The organism is Acinetobacter sp. (assembly GCF_050285345.1).
Classification (GTDB): domain Bacteria; phylum Pseudomonadota; class Gammaproteobacteria; order Pseudomonadales; family Moraxellaceae; genus Acinetobacter.
The window spans coordinates 1-14067 of the sequence record NZ_JBLZXR010000090.1; the positions used below are offsets into that span (position 1 = coordinate 1).

A 14067-nucleotide genomic window follows, 5' to 3' on the forward strand; every position below is an offset into this window, starting at 1 on the left:
AGTTTGGGCTTGTGACGGATTTGAGGAATTAGAAGATGTGGTCATGTCGGCTCAATAAGATAAAAAGCGGTAGAACTGAAAGCAGTATAGCAAATTCACGTTCAGTTGCCGCAGTCAAACGTCATCAATCTTTACGTTCTTCGCAGCAGGCAGGTACGCATTGGTATTTTTTTAGTAAAAGTGGCCCTTGGCAGCATCTGATGGAATTGTTGGTTGCAGGGAATTTACTGGGTCTAGTATTGGCTTTGGCGCAAGCACAGTCGTGGCAAGTACTGACGTTCAGCAGTGTTTTACAGCATGTGTTGTTTATCAATTGGGTTTTACTGGCCTTCGCCGCTTTTATCGACTTATTGAAGCCGAATTTTCGCCAGCTCGGTATGAAGGCTGCCATGTTCGCTGGATTTGTCCTGCTGCAAGCTTTGGTGCTGACCACAACACTGGTTTTAAATCTCTTATTTTTTTTGGGAAGCCATTTAAGTTTGTCAGGACTGCATGGGGAGACCTTATTTGAGGGTGTGGTACTAAATTTAAGTTATGGTGTGTTACTCGGTGCCTTTTGTTTTCGTTATTCCTATTTGCGACAACAAGGGGAGCGTCAACAAAATAGTGAGTTAAATTCACGTATTCAGGCCATGCAGGCGCGGATACATCCACATTTTTTATTCAATAGCTTAAACAGCGTCATTAGTTTGATTACGATTGATCCCGATAAAGCAGAAAATATGTTACTGAATTTGTCTCGATTATTTCGTGCCAGTTTTCAGGAATTGAAGTTGGTTAGCCTTAGCGAAGAGATTGAGCTTTGTCAGCGCTATTTAGAGATTGAGCAAATTCGCTTGGGTGAGCGCCTAAAGGTGGAATGGAAACTTGAGGGCAAAGAGCAATACGCTCAAGTTCAAATTCCACTGTTAACTTTACAACCTTTGTTAGAAAATAGTATTTTTCATGGAGTTGAAAAAATTTTAACAAAGAGTACGATAAATATATTGATTGAAATATTACAAAATCAAATTAATATTGTGATTACAAATCCTTATACACAGGATAAGATAAATTTACGTAAGGGGAATGGTATTGCCATTGAAAACGTGAAACAGCGACTTGAGGCATATTATGGTCAATCTGTCACTTTTCAAACCTATGCAGGCGACGGAATGTATACGACTGTGGTGCAATATCAATATAAATAGAAGATCGCAGTTAACCTATAAAAATAAATGACGTTAACTGGATAAGGAGGATAAATGGACATCCTGATCTGTGATGATGAGCCTCTAGCGATAGAGCGATTATCACGTTTAGTCACTCAGCTCGGACATCAAGTGGTTGCCAAAGCCACACATGGACAACAAGCGATTGATTTGGCTCAAAGTCTCGAACCCGATGTCATATTATTAGATATTCAAATGCCTGAAATGGATGGATTAAGCTGCGCGAAAATGTTGCGTGAACTCGATCCTATGCCGGCAATTGTTTTTTGTACGGCGTATGATCATCATGCACTTGATGCATTTAAGTCCAATGCAGAGGGATATTTACTCAAACCAGTCATGCAGCAGGAATTGCAGCAGGTTTTAGAGCATATTATAAAATTAACCCAAGCTCAGATGAGCACGATAAAACAAAAAGAAAATATGGACGAAATAAAAATCAGCCGCCATCAAATTGCGGCAAAAACCTATCGCGGTGTCGAATTAGTGCCTGTGGAAAATATTTATTATTTTTTAGCAGATCAAAAATATGTAACCGTTCGACACAAAAATGGCAGCGTGCTCATTGATGAGACCTTGAAAGATTTAGAACATGAATTTGGTGAACGCTTTATTCGTATCCATCGGAATGCGCTGGTTTCTGTTGGCTTTTTAGATGGATTGGAAGTGGTGAGCTCAGGACAGTATCAAGTTCGTTGCCGAGATTTGGACGAACGTCTGGCTGTAAGTCGTCGTCACTTACCAAATTTGCGTGAACGAATACAGAAATTATAAGCGTTCGGTCGTAGAACAATTTTAAATATGCTTGCATTTTAAAGTCAGCAGGTTAAGTTTAGAATAACGATGCTATAGACTGTATTTAAAAATTTATGAAAATCCTCAAGATTGCAACTCGACAAAGCCCCCTAGCACTTTGGCAGGCAGAACATATTCGTGCGCGTTTAGAAGCGTTGCACGCCGATTTAAAAGTTGAGTTGGTGACCTTTGTAACCCAAGGGGACAAAATTCTTGATACACCATTGGCTAAAATTGGTGGAAAAGGCTTATTCGTGAAAGAACTCGAAGCAGCACTTTTGGATGGTCGTGCAGACTTGGCGGTACATTCGATGAAAGATGTACCGATGGCTTTGCCTGAAGGGCTGAGTCTTGCCGTGATTTGTGAACGTGAAGATCCTTTGGATGCATTTGTTTCAAACAGCTATAACCATTTTGATGATTTACCGCAGGGCGCAAAAGTTGGAACCTCAAGTTTGCGTCGTAAATGTCAAATTTTAAAACAACGTCCAGATCTTGAAATTGTGGATTTACGAGGTAATGTTGGCACGCGCTTATCAAAACTCGATGCGGGTAACTATGACGCGATTATTTTAGCCAGTGCAGGTCTAAAACGTCTGGGGCTGGCAGAGCGTATTCGTCATACTATTCAGCCCGTGATCAGTTTGCCTGCAGTAGGACAGGGTGCTTTGGGATTGGAATGCCGTACCGATGATCAGGCTGTATTGGATCTGATTCAACCTTTAATGCATACCGAAACCAATGTTTGCGTACGTGCAGAACGTGCGTTTAATGCCTATTTAGAAGGTGGTTGCCAAGTGCCAATCGCTGGCTATGCGACACTCCAAGATGGACAAATTCATTTGGAAGGTCGTGTAGGCAGTGTTGATGGTCAAACCTTGCTGAAAGCAGAGCAAGTGGGTACACCTGAGCAAGCGGAGCAATTGGGCGTTGCTTTGGCACAAGACTTATTGGCTCAAGGTGCGGGTGAGATTCTGAAGGCACTGTATTAATACATGCTTTTTATCAATACTCGCCCACAAGATCGTGCTGCAGCACTGACCAATACCCTGCAACATGCAGGGATTCAAGTGCTGGAAATTCCATTGTTGGAATTACACGCGCGCGCGTGGTCAGCAGATTTAGCCCAGTGTTATGCGCAATTGCTGAATGCTCAAGTGATTGTGGTGGTTAGTCCATCCGCTGTGACAATGGGGATGGCCTGGTTGGATCGGGCCGGCCTGACGATCGCACAGCTAGAGTCAATTCAGTGGGTGGCTGTAGGTCAAGCGACGGCGAACACACTGGCGGAATACGGCATAAGAGGTGTAACGCCTTCAGTTGAAACCTCTGAAGGGATGTTAACTTTACCCTGTTTAGAGGATTTGGTTGCAGGTTCAACGGTTGCATTCTGGCGCGGAGAAGGTGGGCGTCAATTTATGATGCAGCAGTTGATTGAGCGTGATATTGATATTTTGAATTTTATCCTATATGAACGTCAGCTCCCCTTGCTTTCTGCGCAATCAATTCAATCGTATGTCTCTGTCCTTCAAGCGTCACCTCGGTATTGCATGCTTGTGACCAGTGAGGCGAGTTGGTTAAATTGGCTACAGTTGATGCAAGATCATTACGACCTGCTTAAGCGAGCGTGTTTTCTTGTGCTTGGAGAGCGCTTAGTTAATCTCGTCACACAAAGCCGAGTGCAATTGGCGCTAGATTATAAAATAATTCAACTCGAAGATTTAAACCCAACGCACATTTTGCAATATGTTCAGCAGGTGCAGGAAACCCCATGAAGAAGTTGCTTATTGTTCTTGTTGTGATTGCTGTGGTTTGGTTGGCTAAGCTCAGTTTTGATGTCTTTCAAATGAATGCTCAGCAAACTGAATTGATGCAGCAACAAACTCAATTACAACAACACACCGCAGGTCTGAATGATCAGTTGGTGGCAATGAAGCGGCAGCTGAGTGGGTCACAAGCGATATTGACAACACCTGCCAATGAACAACCACTTCCAACTGTAGAATCGTCGAGCAGCATTCAGCCTATGGTGATTATTGCACAGCAGTTAGATTTGGTTGAGTTTGCCATGCAACAGCAGCAATTCGGTGTGGCTATGGATAAACTGAATCAATTGGATCAGCAGTTGGAACAATTAAGTTTAGCCCCTGCACTTCGGGTGAGTTTGCATCAAGTAATTGAAAAAGATCGAGAAAACTTAAAGCAATATGTTACAGCACGACAAATTCAACTGGATAAAGTCAGAAATAGCCTACAAATTTTAGATAAACTGCTGGAAAAAGAAATTCAACAGCCCTATGTCAATCCTCCAACATCCAAAGAGCAATCTTTCTGGCAACGTTGGATTCAAATTGAATCGGTACAAAGTCCAAGTCCTGCTTTAATGCAGCGTAGCTTGGTCTTAAAAGAAATTCAGCTGAGATTAATTTTAGCGCAGCAGGTTTTAAATCAAGGACAATATCCTCAATTTCAGCAAGAGCTGGCTGAAATTATTCAAATCATGCAGCAATTACCAGACGCCTCAATAAAATCAATGCAGCAGCGCTTGATGCAACTCAAAGATATTCCTGTTTTGTCTGTACCGCATTTAAATACTCGGGCGCTCATCGGATAACGAACTATGAAACAAATTTTATTGGCTTATGTATTGGTGAGTTTGCTCACCATTGCCATTATCAGTGTTTTGAGTTTTGGTCATGGCGCGGGGTATATTTATATTTACTGGCATGAATGGCAAATACAATCCAATATCTGGTTTATGGTATTTGTTTTGGCATTGTTAAGTTGCACCGCCCAATTAATTTGGTATGGAGTAAAGCGTTATCTGAGTCGTGAGCAACGTAAATCAGAAACTGTTTTTAGTTTTAATAAATTACATCCTTATGAACAGTTGGCGGTTATTTGGCTATTAAATGCCGAACAAGATCAGAAGGTATTTATTCAGCAGGCTTTTACGCAATCTGGACTATTAAAAGACATTATGGATGCACGTTTATATTGGGGCGAACAACAATATAGCATGGCACTCGATGCTTTAAATCAAACCACTCCAATGGCATTTGAGTTGGCTGAATTACAACGTATTGAAATTTACTTGGCGCAACAGGATGGAGAAAAAGCTTTAACGCATTTGGAGTTTCTCACACAGCATGAGCTTTCACCTTGGTTAAAAAAAGTCAGTAGTGCCTATGAGCAGCGCTTAACGGCACTGTGGGGTGTATTTGTATTGCAGTTCCCATGGTTATATTTACGCTCAACCCAATATGGTCATTTAGATGAAGTTACGAAGCGAGCGTGGTTAGAACAATTGCTGTTGGCATTTGATCAAGCCGATGTCGATGACCTACAGCGTTTAAAGCAGCGTTATCATGATTTACATGACCAAATTGAAGAGCGCCCATATGCAGTAAAAGTATTGTGGTTAAAAGTGTTATCGCGCATGCCTGAGATGAGCCTAGAGCATTCACAACTGGCGGTACATTTGTTAGAGCAGCAATTTAATCAAGATGTGTTCTTTATGTGGTTCCAGCAGAAAATGTTGAGGCAAAATCCAGATTATGCTGCGGTTGAACAACAAATTCAGCAGTGGGAAGAGAAATATCCAGCTTTGCCAGTGTTTAGTTTTGCAACTTGGTATATTTATAATGCGACAGGGCGTGAAACAGAGGCTCAAGCATTATTAAGTTTATATCCAGATGATGTGCTGATGAGTTATCTTCGAATTAAATCTGCGTTAAATTCGCAAGAAGATTTAAACAAACAGTTAAATTTAATCTTTGAAAATAATGCTAATTTTATGGAAATAAAAATATAAAGGATTTTATATGCAAGATTTATCGCGATATCCAGTCATCCATCCACAAAGTGTGGCGTGGGGAGATATGGATGCTTTTGGACATGTAAATAATGTGCATTATTACCGTTATATGGAAAGTGCTCGAATTCGTTATTTAGATACTTTAAATATATTAAATCAAAATGTGGTAACCGTTGTTGCTTCAAATCAGTGTAAATATTTAAGACCAGTGGTTTATCCTGATCAATTAAAAGTCGCGACCCGTGTAGAAGAGCTCAGAAATAGTGCTTTTCGCATGAGTTATATTTTATGGAGTGAAACGCAAGAGAATATTGTCGCAACTGGCGATGCTGTTATTGTATGTGTGGATAATAAAACCATGCAAAAAACTGCAATTCCTGAGCATATTAAAAATCAGATTAGAAAGCTTGAATCTACGGTTGAAAATAATATTTAAGTATTATGTTTTAATGTTGAATTAAGCCACTCATGTTAATTTATTGTGATGAAATGCTAATTAAAGATTGAATTAATATTTTATTATAAATATTATGAACATGTTTTAAAAAGCAAAATAATATGAATTTTTTGGAGTTATGGATTATGCCTGATATTAGTAATTTGTCAGTTGAAGAGTTAAGAAAGCTTCAAGTTGAAGCTGAAGCACTGATTGCATCTAAAAAAGATCAAGCGATTGAAGATGCTTATAACCGTATTGTTGAAATTGCAGCAAGCTTAGATTTAACCGTGGAGCAAATTCTTGAATTTGGCGCGACTAAGCGTAAAAAAACCACACGTAAAGCGGTAGAACCACGTTATCGCAGCAAAGCCAATGCTGCAGATACTTGGACCGGTCGCGGTAAGCAACCACGTTGGTTAGTTGCTGAACTTGAAAAAGGAGCCAAACTTGAAGATTTCTTGATTTAAGCAAATTTTTCATAAAATGGTCATATCCTGCGTTCAGGATAATTAAACCAGGCAAGCGCCTGGTTTTTTTATATCTTTGAATTGGCTATGCAGAAAAAGTATGCATAATGTGTTTATAAAGAAAAAAGTTTAAATTATGGGGAAAATTGATGGGTTGGTTGTGGTGGAATGATCAATAAATCGAACAATATTCGATGGCTTATTTTTGCTGTCATCAGTTTTTTTATCTTCGTGCTGCTGCAAGTGCCAGCTGCATGGCTTATTACAAAATTTTATAAAAACAATCAAATATTACATAACGTCAGTGGCAATATTTGGCAGGGGCAAGCGGATTGGACGCAAGGTAAGTTAAAAGGCTCGCTCAGTTGGAAAACTCGTCCTTGGGATCTTATTTTATTACGTCTCGGTGCAAATGTTGAAATCCATAGTGGCAACACCAAAATGCAAGGTGTACTGGGTTATGGCTTCGGCAAAACGATGAGCGTCAAAAAGTTACAAGGACAGATTGCGCCTGAAACCTTAAAGTCATTTGCTGATTGGCAATGGCCAGTGAATGCGATTCAGCTCAAAGATGTCCAATTCAGATATAAACCACAGCAGGGTTTTAGTGCCGTAGATGGTGAGTTGCAATGGGCGGGCGGAGATTTGGCATTTACCTTTGCGCAGCGCCAAGACACGATGAAGATGCCCTCACTTGTGGCAAAGCTAAAAGAAGATCAGTCGAAATTGGTGATTGATGTTCGAGATCAACGCGATCAAAAAATGATGAATCTGCAACTTGAGCCTGATTTGATGCTGGATGTACAGCTAACACAGCGTTTTCTAATGAATGTGGCGTCTTATGAAGGTAAGGCAGGTCTCGATACTTATGTGATTAGCTCACGTCAACCACTCTTAAAGGGAGTGAATTGATGGCTGATTATTTAGATAAAATTCGGGATATCAATTGGAAACAAGCCGACCGACTTGCGCCAGTTTTGTTGGTGTTGTTGATTCTGTATCTGTGTTGGAAACTTGCCGCACTTTTTTGGTTGTTGCTTGCACCGCCTCAAGTGATGCAGTTGGATCGGGTTGAATTGGGCTCTCAGCAGGCTCAAGTGCCGAATATTAGCTCATTTTCACTGTTTCAAGAAAACCGTACATCAGCAGCAGATGAGCAATTGAATCTAGTACTTCAAGGGGTGGTGGTCGGACAACCCAGTCAGTATTCTTCTGCGGTGATTAAAGTCAATGAAACAGCGGATCGCTATTTGGTTGGGGAAACCATTGAGGGTTCATCCTATCAATTGGCTGAAGTGTACTGGGATAAGGTGATCTTAAGGCAAGGCAATGGCGCAACGCGTGAGCTAGCATTTAAAGGCATCGAAAATGGATTGAATCAACCCATTGTGCCTCCAACCAGTGCGACAGATATGCAAAATAATAACGTGTCAAATCATTCGACGACCAATAATAGCGCACAAAGCGCGATTGGGCAGGCGGTACAACGCATGGCCGAAAACCGTGAACAATATATGCAGGAAATGGGGGTGACACCGTCATCCAGTGGTGGATTTGAAATTACCAGTCGCACCCCAGCGGCATTAAGAAGTAAGTTGGGATTGCAACCGGGAGACCGTATTTTGTCTTTAAATGGGCAAACGATCGGATCAGGACAATCTGAGGCACAGCTATTAGAACAAGCCCGCCGTGAAGGGCAGGTGAAGTTAGAAGTACAACGTGGTGACCAAGTGGTGACTATACAGCAGGATTTTTAGTGATGAAGCATCACTTTATAGGGTTAGGGTAGACAGGCATTTATGGCTTTATTTAATAATAATCGTGCAACTTTAGCTGCCTATGCCATGGTGCCCTTGGTTGCGATGGTGAGTACGGCAAGTTTCGCACAAACTTGGAAAATTAATTTACGTGATGCAGATTTAACCGCTTTTATTAATGAAGTGGCGGACATCACAGGGAAAAATTTTGCCGTCGATCCAAGGGTTCGTGGAAATGTCACGGTAATTTCGAATAAGCCGCTGAATAAAAGTGAAGTCTATGACCTCTTTTTAGGCGTATTGAATGTCAACGGCGTGGTCGCGATTCCATCGGGAAATACCATTCGTTTGGTACCAGATAGTAATGTTAAAAGCTCGGGGATTCCGTACGATGGTCGTCATCGTGCAACGGGTGATCAAATTGTGACTCGAGTGATTTGGCTCGATAATACCAATGCCAATGACTTGATTCCTGCTTTACGCCCTTTGATGCCACAATTTGCACATTTATCTGCTGTGGCAGGTACCAATGCCCTGATTGTTTCCGATCGCGCAAGTAATATCTATCAACTCGAAACCATCATTCGTAATTTGGATGGCACGGGCCAAAATGATATTGAGGCGGTGACCTTGCAGTCGAGCCAAGCAGAAGAAATGATTGGTTTGCTTGAGTCGATGAGTTCGACTGGCGCATCGAAAGACCCTAAAGGTTCTCGTATTCGGGTGATTGCGGACAATCGCACCAACCGCATTATTATTAAAGGTGATACTGCAACCCGAAAGCGTATTCGCCAGATTATTGAAACTTTGGATGTACCTGCAGCAGATCGTTTGGGCGGATTAAAAGTCTTCCGTTTAAAGTATGCCAGTGCTAAAAATCTCTCTGAAATTCTACAGGGATTGGTGACAGGGCAAGCTGTATCGGGGAGCAATACATCGGGTAGCAGCAATAGCAGTTCCATGAACAACCTGTTAGAGAACAGCACTTCTACTTCATCTTCATCATCTTATACAGCGCAAAACAATACCGGTTCAGGGATTAATCTGAACGGTAATAATTCCACGAATAACGCTCAAAATGGTATTTCAAGTTTTAATGCCAATGGGGTCAGCATTATTGCGGATAACACGCAAAATGCTTTGATTGTCAAAGCCGATCCGCAGCTGATGCGTGAAATTGAGTCAGCGATTCAGCAGTTAGATATTCGTCGCGAACAAGTACTGATTGAGGCGGCGATTATTGAGGTGGAAGGTACGGATGCAGATCAGCTCGGCGTACAGTGGGCACTCGGCGATATCAGCAGTGGCGTGGGACTCATTAATTTCGATAATTTTGGGACCAGCTTACAGCAGATTGCAGCAGGTTACCTGACGGGAGGTGCTGCAGGTGCAGCCGGTGCGGTTGGTGCCGGAAGTTCGCTGATTCTGGGAGATTATCGTGAAGGTAGTGATGGTTCACGCAAGCTTTATGGTGCGATGATTCAGGCCTTAAAAGAAAATACTAAATCCAATTTATTGTCTACGCCGTCTATTGTGACCATGGATAATGAAGAAGCCTATATTGTGGTGGGTGAGAACGTTCCTTTTGTAACCGGTTCGGTCACCACGACAGGGGGTACAGCCAATCCTTATACCTCGATCGAACGTAAAGATGTCGGGGTCACCTTGAAAGTGATTCCGCATATCGGAGATGGTGGTTCGGTACGTTTAGAGGTTGAACAAGAAGTTTCCGATGTGAAGGCCAATAAAGGTCAAGCACAGGATTTGGTCACCAGTAAACGTGCCATTAAAACCTCCATTTTGGCTGAGCATGGGCAAACCATCGTATTGGGCGGTCTGATTTCAGACAATACTTTGTATGGTCGTCAATCAATACCGGGCTTGGGGGCGATTCCTATACTTGGAAAACTATTTAGTTCCGAAGGTAAAGCCAATACCAAACGCAATTTATTGATTTTTATTCATCCAACGATTGTTGGTAGTGCTGCAGATGTGAAGAAAATGTCACAACAGCGTTATAGTCAGTTGTATAGCTTGCAGTTAGCGCTAGATTCCGATGGTAATTTTGCCAAGTTGCCAGAAAATGTGGATGATGTTTATCAACAGCGTATTCCAGTGTCGAAAAAAGTTGCACCAGCACCTACTTATCAGACGGTACCTACCGCACCTGCGGCGAATCAGCCAGCTGCTGTCGTGACAACCCCAGTTGCGATTGAGCCACCTGTTCAGCGTCAGAGTATTGCTACGCCCAAGAAAAGTGGGTAACAAAGCCATAATATCCAGCGAAACATGCTGTTCAGCTTTAAAAGAAGAGCATGTTATGATGAAAAAAACGAGTATAGAGAAGCAATTTCATGACTTGGAAAATTCAAGCGATTTCTGGTGATTTAACAGGACAAGAAATCAGTATTGAGCGAGATATGTTGGTGGGGCGTCATCAGCAGGCAGATATCGTGTTACAGCAGTCAGACATTTCACGTAAGCACGCGGCTTTTTTATGTAAAGATCAGGCGTTGTGGTTACAAGATCTGAACTCTTCAAATGGAACATTTATTAATGATGTACGTTTGGAAGGTGAATCTTTGCTGAAAGAAGGCGATATTATTCAATTTGCCAGTGTGAGATTTAGCGTGCTTGCGCCCGCTCAAGCGGTCGAAGTTCCAGTTGAAATTGAGCAAAGTGTTGAAGCGCTGAAAGAATCAGAAACTGCTGCGCAAGAAGTCGTGGCCGAGAAAACACCTGCTCAGCACATGAATGATCAGGGTATGCCTGAATTGAAAGAGCGCGATGATTCAATACAGTTGACGCGTGATGGTATGCCAACCAATGTCGGTATACCTAAGCCAGCACCTATTCCAGAAGGTGTGGACATTCATGCGCCGGTAAAACCAGAAGCGTGTAATGTTGAAATTCCGAATACTTGTGTAGAGCAAGAGCGCGAAACACAAAAAAATGCATCGATTGGTTTAATCTCGATTATTGTCTTGATTATTCTTGCCATTATTGCATGGGTGTTGTTCAAATAAGTTTGAACTATCCTAAAATAAAGGCATGCATGGGCATGCCTTTTTTATGTCTAAGTTCATTTTATGTCTAAATCATTCTGAAGTAAGTAGAGGGTAATTATGTTTGAACTTCGTTTAGCAGAACGCCAGATGATTTTATTTGATCTTGATGGGACGCTAGTCGATTCGGCTTCAGATTTATATCGTGCCATGAATATGAGTTTGAATGCGTTGCAATTGCCATTGGTGACAGAAACACAAGTGCGGCATTGGATTGGAAAAGGCACCTCAATTTTTTGTCAGAGTGTGCTTGAACATCTGACGGGTCAGGTCGATGCGGCACAGCACCATTTACTGCTACAGACATTTCTTAAAATCTACAACGCAGATCCTTGTGTATTGACGCAGCCCTTTGATGGGATTTTAGAATTTTTACACTGGGCCAAGGCGCAAAATAAAACTCTGATCTGCGTGACCAATAAACCGGAGCAACCTGCACGCAGTATTGTCGAGACTTTGGGCATGAATCAATACTTTGATGATGTGATAGGCGGAGATCGTTTTGAAGAGCGTAAGCCGCATCCGAAGCAATTGTTGTTCTGTGTAGAACATTATGGCTTGGCTAAAACAGAAATTTTAATGGTGGGTGATTCCGTGAATGATGTGGAAGCTTCGCGCCGTGCGGGTATTGATTGTATTGTGGTCAGCTATGGCTATAATCATGGTGAAAATATTCGAGATTGTCAGCCGCAATGGGTTGTTGATAATTTAAAAGAATTATTGGGTTGAAATAAATAAGGATAGGGAATTGAAAATGAGTGAGTGTGTAGTTTTTCGATGGCGTCACTAAGTCAGCATCTAGAAAAAAATTAACTGAAACCGACCAGACGAAAATATAGAGAACATAAAATGACTACACAGACTCAGTTTGATCAACTTAAGACAGCAGGTTATAACCTTATTCCCGTATACCGCCAACGTTTAGCAGATACCGAAACTCCACTTTCGGTATTTGCACGTTTAAAACAACATAAGCAAGCGTATTTATTCGAATCGGTTGAAGGTGGAGAAAACTGGGCACGCTATTCGATTATCGGGCTCGGTGAATCGACCGTCTTTTCATGTAATGAAGGACAACTGACAGTTCAGCATGCCGATGGTCACATCGAGAAACACAGTTGTGTTGATCCATTTCAATATATTCGTGACTTCCAAGCACAGTATCAGGTACCGACACAGCAGGATCTTCCTGCATTACCGAGTTTTACTGGCGGTTTGGTCGGTTACTTTGGCTATGATGCTGTGCGTTACATTGAGCCGAAGCTGAAAAATATGCCTGAAGCCGATCCTGTCGGCATTCCTGATATCTGGATGATGCTGTCAAAAACCGTCATTGTGTTTGATAATTTAAAAGATACTTTATTTTTAATTGTGCATGCGGATGTCAATGACACAGATGCATATATTAAAGCGCAAGCACAATTGGATGCACTCGAAGCGTTGCTGGCAACACCTGTTGTACTTCAAGCAGAAAAACACAGCGCACCGCATTTTGAATCACTTACCGGACATGACAACTTTATTGACTCAATTGCGAAAGTCAAAGAGTACATCAAAGCTGGCGATGTCATGCAGGTGGTGCCCGGGCATCGAATGGTGTCGGACTTTGATGGTGAGCCATTGCAAGTTTACCGTGCACTGCGTCATCTCAATCCATCACCCTATCTCTTTTTGGTACAAGGGCAGACTTTAGAAAACAACACGCCATTTCATATCGTGGGTTCTTCGCCTGAAATTTTATCTCGGCTGGAAAATGGGATTGCAACAGTGCGCCCATTAGCAGGTACGCGACCACGTGGAAAAACCAAAGAAGAGGATTTAGCATTAGAACAAGATTTGCTGTCGGATGAAAAAGAAATTGCAGAACATTTAATGCTGATTGATTTAGGTCGTAACGATGTTGGACGTGTGTCAAAAATCGGTCAAGTTCAAGTGACCGATCAAATGGTGATCGAGCGTTATTCACATGTCATGCATATTGTGTCCAATGTACAAGGTGAAGTACGTGATGAGATTGATGCATTGGATGTTTTCAAAGCAACCTTCCCAGCAGGCACACTTTCAGGTGCACCAAAAATTCGTGCCATGGAAATTATTGACGAAGTCGAGCCAGTTAAACGTGGAATTTTTGGCGGTGCTGTCGGTTATTTAGGCTGGCATGGCGAAATGGACATGTCGATTGCTATTCGTACTTGTGTTATTCGTGAAAATAAGGTCTATGTACAGGCGGGAGCGGGGGTGGTTTATGACTCAAATCCTGAATCAGAATGGAATGAAACGCAAATAAAAGCTCGTGCAGTGATTAAAGCGGTTGAATTATCATCAAATGGATTGATTTTGTGAGTTTTTCACATTTTTTTTAGAAAAAACACTTGCAAGGATTTCAAGATTTGCTAAACTGCACACCGTTCCGATACGAAACGTACGAAACACTAAGAAATGCCGGCATAGCTCAGTTGGTAGAGCAACTGACTTGTAATCAGTAGGTCCACAGTTCGAATCCGTGTGCCGGCACC

Annotated in this window: 14 protein-coding genes and 1 tRNA gene; all 15 read left to right on the forward strand. The window is 41.9% G+C overall.

From position 1 onward, the window contains the following. Positions 1-35 precede the first annotated feature (35 nt). The 15 genes from ACN6OV_RS07915 to ACN6OV_RS07985 all read left to right on the forward strand — a co-directional run bounded on the left by ACN6OV_RS07915 (position 36) and on the right by ACN6OV_RS07985 (position 14065). Positions 36-1190: a sensor histidine kinase gene (locus tag ACN6OV_RS07915; RefSeq protein ID WP_427951663.1), complete on the forward strand. Its 1155-nt coding sequence runs from the start codon at positions 36-38 to the stop codon at positions 1188-1190. 54 nt (positions 1191-1244) lie between these two features. Continuing rightward, the gene (locus tag ACN6OV_RS07920) at positions 1245-1985 is read left to right on the forward strand and encodes a LytR/AlgR family response regulator transcription factor (RefSeq protein WP_427951665.1); all 741 of its coding nucleotides are present in this window, start codon (positions 1245-1247) and stop codon (positions 1983-1985) included. Positions 1986-2080: 95 nt separating this feature from the next. Beyond that, on the forward strand, positions 2081-2998 hold the full coding sequence (gene hemC / locus ACN6OV_RS07925) for a hydroxymethylbilane synthase (protein WP_427951669.1): 918 nt from the start codon (positions 2081-2083) through the stop codon (positions 2996-2998). Positions 2999-3001: 3 nt separating this feature from the next. Continuing rightward, complete coding sequence (locus ACN6OV_RS07930; RefSeq protein ID WP_427951672.1) at positions 3002-3781, forward strand: uroporphyrinogen-III synthase; 780 nt, start codon at positions 3002-3004, stop codon at positions 3779-3781. Continuing rightward, positions 3778-4620 (forward strand): hypothetical protein, encoded by an 843-nt coding sequence (locus tag ACN6OV_RS07935; RefSeq protein ID WP_427951675.1) that lies wholly within the window; start codon positions 3778-3780, stop codon positions 4618-4620. Before ACN6OV_RS07930 ends, ACN6OV_RS07935 begins: the two co-directional genes overlap by 4 nt. A 6-nt stretch (positions 4621-4626) precedes the next feature. After that, entirely contained in the window at positions 4627-5820 is a 1194-nt protein-coding gene (locus ACN6OV_RS07940) for a heme biosynthesis protein HemY (RefSeq protein ID WP_427951678.1), read from the forward strand. A gap of 10 nt (positions 5821-5830) precedes the next feature. Then, positions 5831-6259 carry an acyl-CoA thioesterase gene (locus ACN6OV_RS07945; RefSeq protein WP_427951681.1) on the forward strand — a complete coding sequence of 143 codons (429 nt, stop codon included), beginning with the start codon at positions 5831-5833 and terminating at the stop codon, positions 6257-6259. Between the two features lie 143 nt (positions 6260-6402). Further along, positions 6403-6729: an H-NS family nucleoid-associated regulatory protein gene (locus ACN6OV_RS07950; RefSeq protein ID WP_427951700.1), complete on the forward strand. Its 327-nt coding sequence runs from the start codon at positions 6403-6405 to the stop codon at positions 6727-6729. 168 nt (positions 6730-6897) lie between these two features. After that, entirely contained in the window at positions 6898-7641 is a 744-nt protein-coding gene (gene gspN / locus ACN6OV_RS07955; RefSeq protein ID WP_427951683.1) for a type II secretion system protein N, read from the forward strand. Beyond that, the gene (locus tag ACN6OV_RS07960) at positions 7641-8486 is read left to right on the forward strand and encodes a type II secretion system protein N (protein WP_427951686.1); all 846 of its coding nucleotides are present in this window, start codon (positions 7641-7643) and stop codon (positions 8484-8486) included. The genes gspN and ACN6OV_RS07960 overlap by 1 nt, the downstream gene beginning before the upstream one ends. A gap of 42 nt (positions 8487-8528) precedes the next feature. Then, positions 8529-10751: a type II secretion system secretin GspD gene (gspD, locus tag ACN6OV_RS07965; protein WP_427951688.1), complete on the forward strand. Its 2223-nt coding sequence runs from the start codon at positions 8529-8531 to the stop codon at positions 10749-10751. Positions 10752-10840: 89 nt separating this feature from the next. Further along, positions 10841-11512, forward strand: a complete 672-nt coding sequence (locus ACN6OV_RS07970) for an FHA domain-containing protein (protein WP_427951691.1) — start codon at positions 10841-10843, stop codon at positions 11510-11512. Positions 11513-11611: 99 nt separating this feature from the next. Continuing rightward, positions 11612-12280: a phosphoglycolate phosphatase gene (locus ACN6OV_RS07975; RefSeq protein ID WP_427951694.1), complete on the forward strand. Its 669-nt coding sequence runs from the start codon at positions 11612-11614 to the stop codon at positions 12278-12280. Positions 12281-12400: 120 nt separating this feature from the next. Beyond that, entirely contained in the window at positions 12401-13894 is a 1494-nt protein-coding gene (gene trpE, locus ACN6OV_RS07980; protein ID WP_427951697.1) for an anthranilate synthase component I, read from the forward strand. A gap of 98 nt (positions 13895-13992) precedes the next feature. Next, positions 13993-14065, forward strand: a tRNA-Thr gene (locus ACN6OV_RS07985). The last annotated feature ends 2 nt before the right edge of the window (positions 14066-14067 follow it).

Coding starts and splice junctions, on each gene's coding strand:
- ACN6OV_RS07915 (WP_427951663.1), top strand. CDS start 36: ATGTGGTCATGTCGGCTCAATAAGATAAAAAGCGGTAGAACTGAAAGC.
- ACN6OV_RS07920 (WP_427951665.1), top strand. CDS start 1,245: ATGGACATCCTGATCTGTGATGATGAGCCTCTAGCGATAGAGCGATTA.
- hemC (WP_427951669.1), top strand. CDS start 2,081: ATGAAAATCCTCAAGATTGCAACTCGACAAAGCCCCCTAGCACTTTGG.
- ACN6OV_RS07930 (WP_427951672.1), top strand. CDS start 3,002: ATGCTTTTTATCAATACTCGCCCACAAGATCGTGCTGCAGCACTGACC.
- ACN6OV_RS07935 (WP_427951675.1), top strand. CDS start 3,778: ATGAAGAAGTTGCTTATTGTTCTTGTTGTGATTGCTGTGGTTTGGTTG.
- ACN6OV_RS07940 (WP_427951678.1), top strand. CDS start 4,627: ATGAAACAAATTTTATTGGCTTATGTATTGGTGAGTTTGCTCACCATT.
- ACN6OV_RS07945 (WP_427951681.1), top strand. CDS start 5,831: ATGCAAGATTTATCGCGATATCCAGTCATCCATCCACAAAGTGTGGCG.
- gspN (WP_427951683.1), top strand. CDS start 6,898: ATGATCAATAAATCGAACAATATTCGATGGCTTATTTTTGCTGTCATC.
- ACN6OV_RS07960 (WP_427951686.1), top strand. CDS start 7,641: ATGGCTGATTATTTAGATAAAATTCGGGATATCAATTGGAAACAAGCC.
- gspD (WP_427951688.1), top strand. CDS start 8,529: ATGGCTTTATTTAATAATAATCGTGCAACTTTAGCTGCCTATGCCATG.
- ACN6OV_RS07970 (WP_427951691.1), top strand. CDS start 10,841: ATGACTTGGAAAATTCAAGCGATTTCTGGTGATTTAACAGGACAAGAA.
- ACN6OV_RS07975 (WP_427951694.1), top strand. CDS start 11,612: ATGTTTGAACTTCGTTTAGCAGAACGCCAGATGATTTTATTTGATCTT.
- trpE (WP_427951697.1), top strand. CDS start 12,401: ATGACTACACAGACTCAGTTTGATCAACTTAAGACAGCAGGTTATAAC.